We start from the raw sequence: 15,458 nt of genomic DNA on the forward strand, positions 1-15,458 counted from the left end.
GATTGCGTTCCTTTTCGTCTGTTCAGCCGGCGTCGTGCGCGCCGGTCATCATCGCGGCGAGGTCCTCGGGGCGGAGGAAGGACGGCGGTACGGGCGGGCCCCAGTTGTACAGGGCGAGGCGGGCGTCCTCCCACGTCCCGGGGGTCCACAGTTGGTCGTCGACGATGCAGTCCATGTCGGAGTAGTACTCGGAGAAGTTGCCGGCCGGATCCCGGAGGTACCAGAAGAAGTTCGACCCCAGCTGGTGGCGGCCCAGACCCCAGACGTGGCGCTCGGGGTGGTCCTCCAGCATCCGGGTGGCGCCGCGTCCCACCTCGTCCACGTCGTCCACCTGCCAGGAGGTGTGGTGCAGGAAGGAGATGGGGGCCTTCTGGACGAGGACGTTGTGGTGGTCGGTGGAGCACCGCAGGAACGCCGCGCCCGGTACCAGGTCGCTGACCTTGAAGCCGAGCCCTTCGGTGAAGAAGCGCTGGGAGGCTTCCTGGTCGGTGGAGCCCAGGACGACGTGTCCGAGGCGGCGGACGCGCACCGGACCCTCTCGCAGCACGCCGGGGGCACGCTCGCCGGTCCGCTCGATCCGCCCGGGAGCGTTGTACGGCATCCGCGCGGCGGCGGGCTGTACGATACGCGGCTGCACCTCGACGGTCACCGTCACCTCGGTGCCCGGGTCGACCGCGCGCAGGCGGTGGGTGTCCCGGACGAACGGCACCTCGAGCCGGTCGAGGGCCGAGCCGATCCGCCCGAGGTCGTCCTGGTCGTCGGCGCTCAGGGTGAGTTCCTCCAGGCGGCGCCGCGCCGAATGAACGATCTTGAGCTGTTCGCCGCCGTCGGCAGTGGCGAATCGGCCGTCGCCGAGGTCGGTCAGTCCGAAATCGGCGTAGTAGGCCGAGGTGTCGGCCACATTGGGCACCCCGATCGTGATGTGCGCCACGCGGTGCAGGGCCATGGCAGTCTCCTCAAAGAGCTTCAGTGTGCGGGTGGTGTACGCAGACAGGTGTGGGGCCGCGCGTCAGACGGCCTGGATGCCTTCGGGGTAGGTGGGGCCGGCGACCAGGGGGTTGCGCAGCTCACCGATGCCGTCGATCCAGCTGCGCAGTTCCTCGCCGGGGGCCAGGAACCGGCGCGGGTTCCGGGCACCGCCCACGCCGGCCGGGGTGCCGGTGAAGATCAGGTCGCCGGGCAGCAGCGTGCAGATCGACGACATCCAGGCGATCTGCTGGGACACCGAGAAGATCATCTGGGAGGTACGGGAGTCCTGCATGGTCTCGCCGTCGATCGCGCAGCCGAGCGCGAGGTCGTCGGGGTCGTCGAACTCGTCCGGGGTGACCAGCACCGGCCCGGTCGGGCTGAAGCCGGGGAACGACTTGCCGAGGGAGAACTGGGGCGCCGGTCCCGACAACTGGATGCCGCGCTCGGACAGGTCCTGGCCGAGCGTGAGGCCGGCCACGTACTGCCACGCGTCCGAAGCGGCGACCTGGTGCGCCTCACGACCGATCACCGCTACCAGCTCGACCTCCCAGTCGACCAGGGCACTCGGCAGCTCGACCGTGGCGTAGGGCCCGGTCAGGGACGTGACGTACTTGGTGAAGACAGCGGGACGCTCCGGTACGGCGACCCCCGACTCCGCCACGTGGTCGGCGTAGTTCAGCCCGACCGCGAAGACCTGCCGCGGGCGCGGCACCGGCGCGCCCAGCTGCTGCTCCACCACGGCGATCCGCTCGTGGCCGGTCGCGGCCGCCGACTGGGCCCAGTCGCGGAACTCGGCCCAGCGGTCGAAGACCGCCTGCGGGTCCGAGGAGAACAGGCCGTCGCTGGCCTTCTCCACATCTACGGCGCCGTCGGGGAAGACGAGCACGAGACGGCTGTTGAGCGTGGCTGTCCGCATGGCACAACACCTCCATGTTCAGAAAGCGAAAAGGGAAAGGGGGAACGGGACGATCGGGTGATCAGTCGGACGGTCGTTGTCGCTGCTCCGGCTGTGTGGCGGGAGACCGAGCGCGTCCTACGTCGTCAGGCGTCGGCCCGTCGCCAGACAATGCGCACCTGGGAGTCGTCGGCCCCGGCAGCTGTCAGCTCCAGCCGTCCCGAGCCGAACTGGACCTGGCGTACCAGGTCCGTCCCCGTCCACGGTGCGTAGTGACTGGCCTGAACGTGGTGCACGACCGACCCGTCCGCCTCGCGCTCCCAGCGTCCGGCGTACGCCACGGTCCCGGCGGCTGCCTCCTCGAACGGGGATACGACCGGGGCGTCATCGGGATGGACTGTCAGCAGTGCGCTCATCCAGCCGTCGGCGGCGTAGTGCAGCACCCCCCTGGGACGCTCCCCGAGCGGACGGACGACCGTCCCCTCTCGTGTCAGCGAGAAGTCCTCAAGGACCCAAGCTCCGAGCAAACTGTCCATGTGTGCCTCGCACCGTGCTTCAGTTCCGTCGGCCCGGCCGCGCAGACACCGTCACAGCACCACGGTGACGGCCCGGCGGCCAGGCCGAGTGGCCGGCTCCTGCCACCCACACAGAGCAGTCAACCCGCGACCGCGGCACGGGATCTTGGTCTCCGGAACTCAAAATTCCGCTTGCTTTGGGCTGACCGCACCCATGTGAGCAGCGCCGGTCCGCAACCCGCGCTTCGAAACGAAATGGAGTAGCTCGCGCGGCACCGGTGTCGTGCGAGGCCCTCTCTTCGTGCCGCAGGCACGATCAGAGGTTCGTGCCGGTGCTGCCCTCACCCTTCGATGCGTTCAGCCGCTTGGTCTCGCCCTTGACGGAGGCGCCTTCCCATGCTCCTCCAACAGCTCCAGGAGCACGGCGTCCGTGGCGTCCGCCCTTCTCTCGACGGCTCCCCGCATGGCGGGGCGTTGCTGGCAGGAAGTGCGGCGCGGACCGCGTGGTGGGGTCGGGGGGCGGCCCCATACAGCGCATAGAAAGGGGTTTCAGGCCCTGGCCGCCCCACCACGACCAGCCCTTGCGACAGGGAGACGACCATGCACAAGTTCGTGCAGCGCGCCGCTCTCGCGACCACCTCGGCCGCCATCGCCGCAGCAGCCCTCCTCGGCGCCGGGGGCACCGCCTCCGCCGGCGTAGGCGAGGTGGGCGCCGCAGACTGTGCAGCGGAAGAGCATGGCGGTCGCCCGCTCGCATCGGGGTGAGGGAATGCGCGGAACGTGTTCAGCGGGCCAGACCGTGACGGCCAGCTGGCTGTGGACGAGTGCGACCGTCGGCATGGGACGCGAGGAGCGGCCGGTGCAGATGGTGTGACGGGGTGCGTTCGATGATCAGGAAGGCGGCGTCGTCGGTGAGCTGCTCGCCGGTGTGCGCGAGCAGGTCGCGGTGAATGTGGTGCAGCAAGGCGTCGGGGCTTGAGGCGGGGAAGGAGGCGACGCGTTCGGCGAGCGGGTAGAAGGCTCCGGTCGGTGAGCGGGCTTCGATCACGCCGTCGGTGTAGAGCAGCAGCATGTCGCCCGGTTCCAAGGCGAACCGGTCGGTCCGGTCGTTGAGTACGCACAGAGCACGCAGGCCCAATGGGGGTGCGGGACGGCGGGAGTTCAGGGCAGATACCTGGTCACCGCGGATCAGCAGGGGCGGCGGATGGCCGCAATTGAGCATCTCAGCCTGTGGGCCCTGATCGGGGATGTCGATCATGATGGCGGTGATGAAGTGCTCGCCGGCATCGTGCGCGGTGTCGGCGGCCTCATCCAGGTTCCGGCAGATGCTCTCTTCGACGGCGGTGGCGAGCTCGGGCAAGGAGGGGTACCGGTGCGCGCCCTCACGAAACGCACTCATCGCCACCGATGCTTCGCCGACGGAGGCAAGACCATGGCCTCGTACGTCGCCGATGAGTACCCGGGTGCAGGGGTGATCAGCGCGGGCGACCGCCAACAGGTCGCCCCCGATCTGAGCCTCGTCCTCGGCGGCCAGATACAGCCAGGCCACCCGCAACGGCCCGATCCGGCGAGGTGGAGGCCGCAGCAGAACCCGCTGCGCCGTCTCAGCCACCGACCGCAACCGGCTCAGCTCCCGGGCATGCCGCTCCCGCACATAACAGACGAAGACCACCAGAGCTGACAGCACAGCCAGGGCGATCAGCTGCGCCACGTGGTTGGTCGTGGTCAGCCCGCCGTGGAAAATCGCGATGATCACCAAGGAGACCTCCGCCAGAGCCCCGACCAGAGCGGTAAGCCGCGGACCGGCGAAGGCGGCGGTCAACGTCGGCGCGATGACCAGCAGCGGGCCCAGATGAACACTGGTGCCGATGCCGATGTCCACCGCAGTGATGGCCACGATCAGCGCCAGCGCCGTCACCAACAGACCGCGCCGCTGTTCCGGGAGCCGGTCCCGCCAGACACCCCGCAGACGCATATGTTCTTTTTACTCCTTTTTCGCGCGCAGGCTCCCCCAGGACATCGCACTCGCTGTTGCGACGCTGCGCCCCTCGACGCCTAGAGGCGCCTAGAGGATGTCCCGCAGGCGGTCGACGGCCACCGGGTTGGTCAGGTCAGCGCCCGGACCGGCGCGATCGCCGTGGGGGGGGGACAGCGCGGCCACCGCCTCGTCATTCACGCCCCTACCCGCGCGCGGCCGGGGCGCGCCATGTGCTACGCGGATCGTTACGGACGAGTACGCGGGTGCGATCGCAAATCAGGCACTCACAGATCGTCGCAGGAACCCAGACTGCGTGAGGCGCCGACTGCATCGTCCGCGACAGCGCAGCCGATCTCACGGCGCAGCCGCACCGGAGCAATCCGGTGCGGCTGCGCCGTCTCAGGGCTCCGAGTAGAGTCCCGGCAGGAAGGACCCCGGCAGGGCCTCGCCGTATCACTGACGCCCCTATAACACGGGGGTGCGGGAAACCGGTCTGACCAGGCTGAATACCTCCCGGGCGGCATACCGCTTGAGGCATCGGATGATCTCACGCCGGGTCTTGCCTTCCTGGGTGCGGCGTTCGTAGTACGCCTGGGTTCGGGGGTCGTGGCGCAGGCGGGTGAACACGATGCGGTGCAGGGCGGCGTTGGCCTGCCGGTCGCCGCCGTGGTTGAGCCGTCGCGTGATGCGCCGCCCGGAGGAGTACTCGACGGGGCTGACTCCGCAAAGGGCAGCAAAGGACGCCTCGGTGTTCAGCCGCTCGGGATTGTCCCCCATGGTGATCAGGAGAGTGACGGCGCTGTCCGGGCCGATGCCCACCGGTACGAGCAGCTGTGGGGCGTGGTGTTCGACGAGTCGGGTCAGGCGTTGGTTCAGCTCATCGATCTGCCCGGTGAGCTGTTCGATGCGCTCGGCGAGCATTCTCAGGGTCATGTGGGTGGCCTGGGCCACCGCGTTCTCGCCGTCCTCACCGTCGCCTGGCCCGAGGCGTGCACAGGTGCGGAACAGCTCGCGGTTGCCCAGGCTGGACAGGCGTTCCCGCAGTGCGGGATCGGCGATGACCAGGACGGCTTTGAGCTGGTTGATCGCCTGGGTACGGGCCTTGACCGCGGAGTCCTTGGCGAGCTTGAACATCCGGGCGCTGTGCACCGGACCGTCGCCGGACTTGGCCCGGGCCCGGGCGCGACCGCTGAGCACGGCCCGCGCGGCGGCCTGAGCGTCGGGCGGATCCGACTTCCCCAGCAGCCGGCGGGCCGAGCGGTCGGGGCGGTTCACTTCGTATACCTCGACCTGCTGCGCCAGCAGGTAGCGGGCCAGGCCCGCGCCGAAGGTGCCGGTGCCCTCCACACCGGCACGGCGCACCGTCCCCCGCTTGCGGGCCCACACGAGAAGCTGCCGATAGCCGGCCGCCGTGGCCGGAAAGGACGCGGTGCCCAGGACCTTCCCCAGCGGGGAGATCACGGCGGCGACATGCACCTCGCCGTGCGTGTCCACGCCCAGTACGACCTCGCGCCGAACGGGCGGATCCGTGCTCGAGGAGGTGCTGTGCTGTCGGGTCGTCATGATGGTTCGCCTCCGACGTGGTGACGTGCTGGCTGGGGTGGATGGCACCGGCCTGCTCGGGCGGTCTGAACCGTGATGGCGCCTGAACTCGGCAAGGCCCCTATTGGGACAGTACGTGTCGATAGTTGCGCGAGCTATGGCTGATCGCGGGTTCTGCACGCTGCCGGAGTTCTCGACTTCCGACCGTGCGCCGACAGCAGCACGGAACGGGAAACGTCGACGGGCATCTTCAGCCAGGCAGAAGTCGGCGGCGGCGTCGGCACCTCCGGAAAATGTACGAACGACTGAAGTGGTTGCCACGCAACGATGAACGCGGTCCATTCGCCGTTCTGCTCGGCCGGGACGGCGCCGAAAACCTCACCAGGGCGACGCGGTCGGAAAAGATCCCGGCCACGTCGGTACTGCGGCGGATCTCCGTGTGCAGCCGCCGCACCGATGAGGTCGGCACACCCTACCCCGGCGTCTTCTCCGTCCGGGTTGCCCATGCGGCAGGCATGTCAGGCGTGGTCCATTCCTCGGGTGTCCCGGGGATGTCGCCTGCGGCAGGAGGCTGGAGGGCGGCGTTCACTGTGGGAAAGACGGGGAACACTTCCTCGAGCCCGAGCATGCGCCACACCTGCTCGTAGTGGGCGCTGAGAGCGGCCACGCGCAGGTTGCCGGCGCGGCGGTTGAGGGTGCGCGACAGCGTGATGAGCATGCTGATGCCGGAGGAGTCCATGTACTGCACCTGGGATGCGTCCAGCACCAGGGTGGTGCAGCCGCGGTTGACCAAGTCCTCGCACTGGGCACCGACAAGGGGCGTGTTGTCGTAGTCGACCGTCTCCGGGAGCTGTGCGATCGTCGCGTCCTCGTGCTGCATCCGGACAGTGAGCATGAAGAAGGGACTCCGTTCCAGATCGTTCTCGTCGGGCCGGGTCACAGGTGTGCTGCGGGCCTTGCCTCTGTTCCACCGTCTGCCCCATTTGTCTTGGGGCAGACCTATGCATATGCGGGTGCGATGCCCGCCGCGGGTGGCGGTCTGCCGCATGCAACGCCATCCGCCGTCCCGCCCGGGAGGGTGCCTGGCTTCAGGCCACCGTCCGGGCCGGGTGAGATCGGTGCGGTTTATGCCGTGGGTCTACTCCGGCAGCTCGGTGTGGAGCCTGACCCTGGTCCCCTCATCCGGTGCGGAGCGGATCTCCACGAGGTCGCAGAGCTGATGGACCAGCCACAGGCCGCGACCACCGACCTGCGTGGCGTCCGGCCTTCTCCGTCCGACCAGTGGGTCCTCGATGTAGCCTGCGTCGCGGAACTCGCACACGAGTCGGCGCTCCTCGCTCCAGGTGCGCAGCACACCGTGTCCGCCGCCGTGACGAATGCTGTTGGTGGCCACCTCCGTGGCGGCCAGGTGCAGTTCTCTCAGGCGTCGCCCGGTCAGGCCGAGCCGTTCGGCGCACGCGGCGATCTTCTCGCGCAGGGCGGGCAGGTCACCCCTACTGTAGGCGAATTCCTCGTACGGGTCGCACGGGTCGGTGAGCGGTGTGAAGCGGTACGGTGCCTGCGGGTCGTAGTCCGCACACGGCATCGTGCGGCCGTCCTGGCGCAGCTCAGGATGGCACCGGGCCATTTCCGCCAGTGATGCCTTGTCGTGAGCGATGTCGTAGGGGCACAGCAGCCACCAGGCCGGCCCCAGGGCAAAGGCTTTATTGAGGAGCCATTCGTGATAGCGCAGCTCCTCGGCTTCGGCCGGGCCGCGGACCTTGTCCCAGGGTGATTCGCCGATCCCGCGGACGGGTCGGCCTTGCGAGGTGTACTCCTTAAGCCATTCCTGCCAGGCTCCGATGAGCCGACCGGGATGGTGCGCGACCCCTGCGGTGTCGACGTAGCGGACGGCATCCTCGTCGCGGATCTCGGCGCGCAGCAGGGACGCCTTGTCCTGTGGGACGGCTACGATGACGGCCTCGCCACCTGCGAGGGCGTCGTGGATGAAACTGAGGGCGCCCTCGACGAACGCGTCCCTGCCGGAGTACGGATACAGCTCGTGCCGGTATCCGGTGCCCGGAGCGTCGGGGGGAGAAGAGGAGGTCACGGCGCCATCACCACCGGAATCTCGGGGATCGCGAAGCCGGACAGCTGCCAGGTGAGCCGGACGGTGTCGTTGGTGCCCTCCAAAACGACCTTGCGGTCCGGAAGGTGCCTGGCCGCATCAGCCAGGGCGCTCATCCCGGCGGCGTCGAAGAACTCAAGTGCGTGGCAGAGCAGGCGCACCGTGGCCTTCTGGGCGAGGAGGGCGCACAGGATGGTGCCGAAGGCCACCGCCCCCTCGCTGTCGACGATCCCGTTCACCGTCCAGCCTTCCTTCCCCGTGCGGTACACCTGGAACGCCGGTGCCGTCGGACGGCTGCCCAGACTGTGGGGGTGCACGCACCTGATCTGCTCCAGGAGGGAGGGATCCCGGTCCGCACCGCTGTAGGCGCAGACCACCAGGGCTCCGGTGTCGGCGGCGAACTCCTCGAGATCGAGTTCACTGCGCAACAGTTCCTTCGTCCGCTCCGGACGGCAGTCGGGCCCGACGTGGTGCAGCACCCGGAGCGAGCGGAACCCCTCGCGGTCGGCGTTGGCCGCCTCCCGGCGCACCGCGGCCAGCAGAGAGCCGTCCAGCCGAGCCGGGTCGAGCACGAGCTGCGCGAACTCACTCCCCGCTTCGAGAGGCGGCCCGACGATCACCACCTTGTCCCCGTACAGGGCCCCGTCCGCGACGAAGGACCGGCTGCGGTCGATGACGTGGTCGCTCCGGTCCAACACCTGGCAGACGTGATCACCGGTGTCGACCTCGTCCAGAGTGGCCAGAGTGCGCGGCGCTCTCACTGCTCCTCCATCCTCACGCGTCTCACTCTACTGACAGGGTGCCGACACGTGCCCGGCCTCGGAGGTGGCCTCTCGGAGCGGCACTACCTGCCCTCCTGCATGTGCACGACAGGTGAAGCGTTCCCGTTCTGTCGGGATACCCCACGGCGGTAGAGCAGAGCGGTGACAACCAGGCCGGCGACGAAGACGGCCGCCGACCACCAGTAGGCCGTGGAGCAGCCCGCGAGGCCGGCCTGGGCCAGGACCCCGGGGTCCTTGGGATCGCGCCCGGAGAGGTAGCCGGTGACGGCGTCGGATGCCGTTGGCGCTCCCCTGCTCGGGGTGACCCCATACCTGCTCAGTGGTTCTCGCCACCCATACGGCACCTGACCTGTGAGCGGACGTCACCGTCGCAGTCCGGCCGGCCGGCCGGGGAAGCTGCCCCGCATGCCATGCCCGGCGGGCACGTGGCATCTCCGGCTGTTTCGATGGTGGAAGGGTGAAGGGAGACGCCGGTGTCTGTGGCCCGGGCGTTGTCGCCAGAGAGTCTGACCGAGCTGACCCGGGCGCTGGACCTGAGCGGAGTGTTCGCCAACGGCACGCTCGGTGGGGTGCTGGCCCGGGCCAGTCGTCTGGACCTGTTCGGCTTCCTGGTCATCGGCATCGTCTCGGGCCTGGGCGGCGGAATCCTCCGCGACACCCTGTTGCAGCACGGCACCCCCGTGGCCCTGACCGACTACACCTATCTCACGGTCGCCATCGCCGGCACCCTGCTGACCTTCCTGGCCGACCTGAGCCGCCACACCTCCGGTTGGGCCTTCACCTTGCTGGATGCCTCGGCGCTCAGCGTATGGGCGGTCGCCGGCGCGCAGAAGACACTCGCTGTCGGCCTGGGCTGGCTGCCGGCCGTGCTGCTGGGCACCATCACAGCGGTCGGCGGCGGGGCCATCCGGGACCTGCTTCTGGCTCGCACGCCTTCCATCTTCGGTGGCACCCCGTTGTACGCGACCGTCGCGGTGCTGGTGAGCGTGGTGCTGGTTGTCTGCAGCCGGCTCGGCGCACCCACCGTAGGTGTCCTGGCCGGAATCGCGGTCGGCATCGCGTTGCGGCTGGCCGCGTTCCACTGGGGCTGGAGGCTGCCGGGCAGCCGCGACTGGCGGCCGGGGCCGGTCAAGGGCCGGGGGCCCTGACATGAACCGGCGCTGGGACCACCAGCCGAGAGGGAGGAGTGCACAGCCATGACGCTCAAGGACTCCGCGGATGCTGTGCTGGCCGGGCTCGGTGCTGTCCGGTCCGAACTCGAAGAGGTCTACAAGGACTTGCACGCCCACCCCGAGCTGGGACACCAGGAGCACCGCACCGCGGCCGGTGTGGCGGAACGCCTGAGAAACTGCGGCTACCGGGTGCACGAGGGGATCGGCGGCACCGGTGTGATCGGTGTGCTGGCCAACGGCGAGGGGGCGACCGTATTACTGCGGGCCGACATGGACGCGCTACCGGTCCTTGAGGAGACCGGTCTGCCCTACGCCGGCACGGCCGAAGCCGCGGATGCCTCCGGCCGGCGGGTGCCCGTGGCGCATGCCTGCGGTCACGACATGCACATCACCTGTCTGCTGGGAGCGGCACAGCTCATGGCCGCCGCGCCGGAGGCTTGGCAGGGCACCCTGGTGGCCTTGTTCCAGCCTGCCGAGGAGCCGGGGGACGGTGCTGACCGGATGCTCGCCGACGGGCTGACCGACCGTGTTCCCCGCCCGGACGTGGCCTTCGCCCAGCATGTGCTTCCCTATCCGGCCGGGCAGGTCGGCACCCGCGCCGGGTCCTTTCTCTCGGCGGCGGACAATGTGAAGATCACTGTCTACGGCCGGGGTGCTCACGGCTCGGCACCGCAGGCCGCCATCGACCCCGTGGTGATCGCCTCGATGATCGTCGTCCGGCTCCAGACGATCGTCTCGCGCGAGCTGGCCGCCACCCAGCCAGCCGTGGTCACGGTGGGCTCCGTTCGGGCGGGCACGAGCGGCAACGTGATCCCGGAGTCGGCGGAACTGCTGGTGAACGTGCGCACGTACGACGACGAGACCCGGCAGGCCGTCCTGGCCGCCCTGCGGCGCATCGTCGATGCCGAGTGCGACGCGTCCGGGGCGACTCGCGCGCCGCAGATCGAGGAGGGCACCCGCTTTCCGCCGACCGTCAACGACGACGTGGTGACCCGCGAGGTCTCCGACGCTTTCGCCGCGATGTTCGCAGAGCGCGCGGTCACCATCGAGATGCAGAGCGCCAGCGAGGACTTCAGCCGGATCCCGGACGCCTTCGGCACCCCGTACACCTACTGGGCCCTGGGCTGCGCCGATCCGGACGCCTACCAGGCGGCCCGGCAACGCGGCACCGTGGCCCAGGAGATCCCGGTCAACCACAGCCCCCGCTTCGCTCCGGTCCTGCAGCCCACCCTGGACACCGGCGTCCAAGCACTGGTCACAGCCGCACTCACCCAACTCGGGAAACCGGGCCGTACGAGCCGATGAGCCTTCCGGCGCCGGTTCGCCTCTGATGCCGCAGCACAGAGCAATCGACCACCTCGGCGGCAGTCTGCGCAGCCGGCGCGGCTTCGGTTCCCAGCGCCGCGCTTCACACCTCCGTCAAGGAATGCGGGTGGGCGGCGGTGGACGCACGCGGTCACCTGGACGGACCTGCCGGCACGCGCTCCGCTCCCGGCCGCGGTTTCGTTCCTTGCGGAACTCCCTGCCTGTCGGAGCGCGCGATACGAAAAAACGGAAGACGCGCATTGAATTGAATCGAGGAACCGATGACTACGTACAGGGTCGGCTACTTCGTGGGAAGTCTGGCGACTCACTCCATCAACCGAACGCTATCAAAAAGCCCTGATCCGGCTGGCCCCATCTGATTTGGAATTCTTTGAGATCCCGATCAAGGATCTGCCTCTCTACAGTTACGACTACGACAGCGACTACCCGGCCGAGGGCAAGGCACTCAAGGATGCCATCGCCTCAGCAGACGCCCTCCTGTTCGTGACCCCCGAGTACAACCGAGCCCTCGGCACTGCCCTCGCCCAGCAGAGCCTGCGCGGTGTCCTGAGCTTCTGCGACTCGCCGCAAATGAATGCACCGGAAGCATACGTCAGATTCAAGCCCGATGTCTTCACCGATGACGGCGAAGTCGTCGACGAGCATACGGAACGTTTCCTCCGAGACTTCATGGAGGAATTCCGGGATCACGTGGTCCGGGTTCTCACCGTGCTTCCGCGAAAATCATGAAGAATGCGGGTCTGGGTGCGTCGCCCTCTATGAGAAGCGACATGAAGGGGTTCATATGGGTCAGCCGCGTATGAACGAAGAGCGCTTCTACTTGTATCCCATGAAGCGTGTAGCTGCCGTTCTGGATAACGAAGAACGGTATACGGCTGCCTGTCATCAACTGGAACAAGCCGGGATCAATCTGTCCCGCGTGAACGTGCTGAAGGGGCCGGAAGGCCAGCAACTCCTGGACAACAAGGGAACCTCGCATGGCCTTTACGGCCGCTTCATGCGCGGGCTGCAGCACGGAGGTACGAAGGTGAAACGGTAGCGGCCACTCTACCGCCTTGAGCCAGGGCAAATGGCTGATCTTCGTTCCGGTGCGGGGGCAAGGACGAGGCCAGGCGGACGGTCGACATCCTCCGATCGCACGGGGGTAGCGACATTTTCCACTTCCGCCGATGGGCAGTTCAGTTCTTTCCCCCGACCTATCGATTGAAGCCGTAACGGACTACGGCGCCTTGCGCGCCCTGCACCCTGGTGTTCCCGACGTCGGCGAAGGAGGCGGGCATGGGGCATCCGGCAGCCGGCCTGGACGATCTGACCGCCTTCCTGGCCCGCCTCACCGCCTTGCTGCTGCGTTCTTCCGGCGAGGGCGCCTACTCCATCGAGGGAGCTGTGCACACCAGCGCTCACGTGTTCGGCGGCGAAGCGTCCGTAGTCCTCGTGCCCGAAGCGGCCGTGCTCTCGATCGCCGCGGCCGACGGCCGAATGCGCACGGTGTGCGTGCACGGCTTCCCGGAGGTAATCCGGCTCGACCAAGCCGCGGCACTCAAGCCCTTCCTGGCCGACGTCGAGGCGGACAAGCTCAAGGTGGCCGAGGCCGACCGCAGGCTGGCGCGCATCGAGGCCGCCCCGCCCCCGTACCCCTGGTGGCTCAAGTTCCTCGGCGTCCTGCTGTTCTCCCTGGGCTTCGCCCCGCTCGTCCAGCCCACCTGGTACGAGATCACCACCACGGCCGTCCTGGGCGCGATCGCCGCGGCACTCGTGGTCGCCGCCGTTCATGCACCGCGACTGTCCAAAGTCCTCCCCTGGTGGTCTCAGCCGTCGTCTCCGTCGTCACCATCGAAGTGTTCACCGGCGATCCGGCACACGGCGGCCCGGTCCTGCTGATGCTCCCGGCGCTGTTCTACTTCGTTCCCGGTGACTTCCTGAGCGCATCGACCACCGAGCTGGCCGTCGGCCTCATCACCACCGGCTCGATCCGGCTCGTCTACTCCATATTCCTGCTCGTCCAGCTCTACCTCGGCGTCCTGTTGGGCATATTCGTCACCGGCACCCCCCTCAACACCCTCTTCGACACCGCTGCCAGCGCCGACCTGCCCAAGTGGGCACTGATCCCGGGCGGGATCGCCTTCACCGCCGGCACGGTCCTGGCCTTCGCAATCCCCCACCGCTTCTTCGGAACTCTCCTTGTGCTTGTCTACGCCACCGTCGGGGTGCAGTCACTGTTCACCAAGCTGATCCGGGAGACCGGAGGCACATTCGTCGCAGCCGTGGTGCTGGCCGCCGCAGCCAATCTGCTGGACCGCAACCCCGCCCGCCCTCCTCGATTGATCCTCATCCTGCCTGGCTTCTTCACCCTCACCGTCGGCTCGCTGGGCCTGCGCGGCCTGACCACCCTGGCCGGCGGCTACGTCATCGAAGGCTTCCAAGACCTGCAGAAACTCATCACGATCGTCACCGCCATCGCCATCGGACTGGTCGTCGGTATGGCACTCACGCATGCCCGCAACACAACGCGGACCATCTCTCGCCATGCCCCCTCGACGCCTCAGCGGCCGCCCTGACCATGTCTCTGCCGCACCGCCCGCAGCAGCTCATGTCCCGACCGTGGATCAGTGGCGCCTGCGTCCCGGCCAGCCGTGCGATTTTTCCACCGGTCGTCGTCGGCGCCCGCTGGACCTCGAGCGCCCACCTCGGCGCGCTCGACCTCGTCTACACGGGAGTGATCGAAGCGGTCCGCGCCGCGATCAAGGAGGCGGGTGGCGCTCAGCGGCGGACGCGGTGTCGCTGCTGAGCCTCTCGGACAGGGCTAGGCGGGCCGTCATGCGTTTGCCGACAGGCTCTTGTTCGATGAAGAGGTCCTGGGCGACGGCTTTGACGATCTCTAGGCCGTACTGGCCGATCCTGCCGGGATCGGCGGGGCGGGCAGCGGGCACGGTGGGGTCGCTGTCCCAAACGACGACCTCCACGGCAAGGGAATTGGTGCGCAATTCCATCAGGACGGGGCCGGGAGCGTATTTGAGGGCGTTGGTGACCAACTCACTGACCACCAGCTGCGTGAGGTCTCTCGCGCGAGCGGCCACGGGAAGGCGGCAGCGTGGTGGCGGGCGTCGCCGATGCAGCCGTCACCTCTGTCCAAGGCGTAACCGGCTCGCATCAGGTACTGATCTCCGGTGGAGCCGACACCGTCGGCATGGAATCCCACGTATCTCGCCCTCATTCCCCCATTGACGTGCGCAAGTACCCGCGGCAGTGTCATGCATGTACCCGGGGTGTGGTCCGGCACGGCTGCCTGGGCGCATGCCGCAGCGGCAGTGGGGCAAGCCTAGGCGCAGCCGAGGAGACGTGAGCGACATCCACAAGGAAGACCGGCCAGGCCGGCTCTCCATCCAGCACGCAGTGGTCGACGGCGTCCTCATCGTAACCGTGCACGGCGAGATCGACCACGACGTGAAGGACGTCCTCAGCCAGGCACTGCTGTCTGACGACGGCGCGACTCCGCCGCGGATCGTGGCGGACCTCAGCGAGGTGACCTTCATGGACTCCAGCGGCATGGTCACTGCCCTCACCAGGGAGAGCACAGCAGCTATGCGACTGTCCCGGTGCGGGTCCAGTCCAAGGACCACCTCCCTCGTCGGCCGGTGTCGGCGGGGACGCGGGGCAGGAGACGTACCGTCATGCAAGTTCACCTTCCGACACGAGGCGAAGGGTGAGGCCAGGAGTCTCGGCGGCTCGGGCCTGGAATTCGCCTACGAGCCCCTGTGCGGCTTGTGGTGAGCCCGGGGAGGGGATGCGGTGGGAGGTTGCGCGGGTTCCGTCACGCACGACCGCCCCGCCCCCAACCGCAACACACCCATTTGACTTACGCTTTGAGACTCCTTCGTCCGGATGCGGTGCGGTTTCGCGTGTATGCCTGTAGGACGTATGCGTCGGGCCCGGCCATGATGGCCGGGCCCGACGCATGAGACGCAAGGTCTCAGGTCACCATCGATACCAGCGGCCGCGACCGCCGCCGGTGGTGGTAGAGCGCATGACGAAGCCCAGCAGCCACAGCACCAGCACGGCCAGGGCCACCCACCACAGAATCTTGACGGCGAAACCCGCGCCGAAAAGGATTACCGCGAGAAGAAGAACAAGAAGCAGGGGAACCATAGTTATCAACCTCCTGTGGCACCGTC

18 protein-coding genes are annotated in these 15,458 nt (G+C 68.2%); 8 read left to right on the forward strand and 10 right to left on the reverse strand.

The window, feature by feature from the left end; all coding sequences use genetic code 11:
- Nucleotides 1-22 precede the first annotated feature (22 nt).
- The 3 genes from BFF78_RS09485 to BFF78_RS09495 form a co-directional block, all read right to left on the reverse strand.
- A complete protein-coding gene (locus BFF78_RS09485; protein ID WP_069777893.1) occupies nucleotides 23-946 on the reverse strand; it encodes a VOC family protein in 924 nt (307 codons plus the stop codon).
- 63 nt (nucleotides 947-1,009) lie between these two features.
- Entirely contained in the window at nucleotides 1,010-1,885 is an 876-nt protein-coding gene (locus BFF78_RS09490) for a fumarylacetoacetate hydrolase family protein (protein ID WP_069777894.1), read from the reverse strand.
- Nucleotides 1,886-2,010: 125 nt separating this feature from the next.
- Complete coding sequence (locus BFF78_RS09495; RefSeq protein WP_079161236.1) at nucleotides 2,011-2,400, reverse strand: lipocalin-like domain-containing protein; 390 nt, start codon at nucleotides 2,398-2,400, stop codon at nucleotides 2,011-2,013.
- Nucleotides 2,401-2,979: 579 nt separating this feature from the next.
- On the opposite strand from BFF78_RS09495, the gene BFF78_RS46115 reads away from it, so the two are divergent.
- Nucleotides 2,980-3,144 (forward strand): hypothetical protein, encoded by a 165-nt coding sequence (locus BFF78_RS46115; RefSeq protein ID WP_159032985.1) that lies wholly within the window; start codon nucleotides 2,980-2,982, stop codon nucleotides 3,142-3,144.
- A 19-nt stretch (nucleotides 3,145-3,163) separates the two neighbouring features.
- Here the strand turns inward: BFF78_RS46115 and BFF78_RS09500 are convergent, their stop codons facing one another.
- The 5 genes from BFF78_RS09500 to BFF78_RS09520 form a co-directional block, all read right to left on the reverse strand.
- Nucleotides 3,164-4,297 carry a PP2C family protein-serine/threonine phosphatase gene (locus tag BFF78_RS09500; protein WP_227025783.1) on the reverse strand — a complete coding sequence of 378 codons (1,134 nt, stop codon included), beginning with the start codon at nucleotides 4,295-4,297 and terminating at the stop codon, nucleotides 3,164-3,166.
- A 525-nt stretch (nucleotides 4,298-4,822) separates the two neighbouring features.
- A complete protein-coding gene (locus BFF78_RS09505; RefSeq protein WP_069777897.1) occupies nucleotides 4,823-5,920 on the reverse strand; it encodes an IS110 family RNA-guided transposase in 1,098 nt (365 codons plus the stop codon).
- A gap of 451 nt (nucleotides 5,921-6,371) precedes the next feature.
- The gene (locus BFF78_RS09510; protein WP_079161787.1) at nucleotides 6,372-6,794 is read right to left on the reverse strand and encodes an STAS domain-containing protein; all 423 of its coding nucleotides are present in this window, start codon (nucleotides 6,792-6,794) and stop codon (nucleotides 6,372-6,374) included.
- Nucleotides 6,795-7,037: 243 nt separating this feature from the next.
- On the reverse strand, nucleotides 7,038-7,988 hold the full coding sequence (locus tag BFF78_RS09515; protein ID WP_069777899.1) for a sensor histidine kinase: 951 nt from the start codon (nucleotides 7,986-7,988) through the stop codon (nucleotides 7,038-7,040).
- Nucleotides 7,985-8,767 (reverse strand): MEDS domain-containing protein, encoded by a 783-nt coding sequence (locus BFF78_RS09520; protein ID WP_069777900.1) that lies wholly within the window; start codon nucleotides 8,765-8,767, stop codon nucleotides 7,985-7,987. The genes BFF78_RS09515 and BFF78_RS09520 overlap by 4 nt, the downstream gene beginning before the upstream one ends.
- A 494-nt stretch (nucleotides 8,768-9,261) precedes the next feature.
- Here BFF78_RS09520 and BFF78_RS09525 point away from each other — a divergent pair, with 494 nt between their 5' ends.
- The 6 genes from BFF78_RS09525 to BFF78_RS48105 all read left to right on the forward strand — a co-directional run bounded on the left by BFF78_RS09525 (nucleotide 9,262) and on the right by BFF78_RS48105 (nucleotide 13,844).
- A complete protein-coding gene (locus BFF78_RS09525; RefSeq protein ID WP_069777901.1) occupies nucleotides 9,262-9,936 on the forward strand; it encodes a trimeric intracellular cation channel family protein in 675 nt (224 codons plus the stop codon).
- Between the two features lie 48 nt (nucleotides 9,937-9,984).
- The gene (locus tag BFF78_RS09530) at nucleotides 9,985-11,265 is read left to right on the forward strand and encodes an amidohydrolase (protein ID WP_069777902.1); all 1,281 of its coding nucleotides are present in this window, start codon (nucleotides 9,985-9,987) and stop codon (nucleotides 11,263-11,265) included.
- A 381-nt stretch (nucleotides 11,266-11,646) separates the two neighbouring features.
- On the forward strand, nucleotides 11,647-12,015 hold the full coding sequence (locus BFF78_RS09535) for an NADPH-dependent FMN reductase (protein ID WP_227025784.1): 369 nt from the start codon (nucleotides 11,647-11,649) through the stop codon (nucleotides 12,013-12,015).
- A 55-nt stretch (nucleotides 12,016-12,070) separates the two neighbouring features.
- Complete coding sequence (locus BFF78_RS46120; RefSeq protein ID WP_159032986.1) at nucleotides 12,071-12,325, forward strand: hypothetical protein; 255 nt, start codon at nucleotides 12,071-12,073, stop codon at nucleotides 12,323-12,325.
- 239 nt (nucleotides 12,326-12,564) lie between these two features.
- The gene (locus BFF78_RS48100; RefSeq protein WP_069777903.1) at nucleotides 12,565-13,167 is read left to right on the forward strand and encodes a threonine/serine exporter family protein; all 603 of its coding nucleotides are present in this window, start codon (nucleotides 12,565-12,567) and stop codon (nucleotides 13,165-13,167) included.
- Nucleotides 13,089-13,844, forward strand: coding sequence for a hypothetical protein (locus tag BFF78_RS48105; protein WP_227025785.1), 756 nt, complete (start codon nucleotides 13,089-13,091; stop codon nucleotides 13,842-13,844). The genes BFF78_RS48100 and BFF78_RS48105 overlap by 79 nt, the downstream gene beginning before the upstream one ends.
- Before the next feature lie 183 nt (nucleotides 13,845-14,027).
- Here the strand turns inward: BFF78_RS48105 and BFF78_RS09550 are convergent, their stop codons facing one another.
- Nucleotides 14,028-14,363, reverse strand: coding sequence for an ATP-binding protein (locus BFF78_RS09550; RefSeq protein ID WP_418346631.1), 336 nt, complete (start codon nucleotides 14,361-14,363; stop codon nucleotides 14,028-14,030).
- A 262-nt stretch (nucleotides 14,364-14,625) separates the two neighbouring features.
- On the opposite strand from BFF78_RS09550, the gene BFF78_RS48115 reads away from it, so the two are divergent.
- A complete protein-coding gene (locus tag BFF78_RS48115) occupies nucleotides 14,626-15,057 on the forward strand; it encodes an STAS domain-containing protein (protein ID WP_227025786.1) in 432 nt (143 codons plus the stop codon).
- Between the two features lie 204 nt (nucleotides 15,058-15,261).
- On the opposite strand, the gene BFF78_RS09560 is transcribed toward BFF78_RS48115, so the two are convergent.
- The gene (locus BFF78_RS09560; protein ID WP_069783483.1) at nucleotides 15,262-15,432 is read right to left on the reverse strand and encodes a hydrophobic protein; all 171 of its coding nucleotides are present in this window, start codon (nucleotides 15,430-15,432) and stop codon (nucleotides 15,262-15,264) included.
- Between the last annotated feature and the right edge of the window lie 26 nt (nucleotides 15,433-15,458).

It is taken from the genome of Streptomyces fodineus (genome assembly GCF_001735805.1).
Lineage (GTDB): Bacteria > Actinomycetota > Actinomycetes > Streptomycetales > Streptomycetaceae > Streptomyces > Streptomyces fodineus.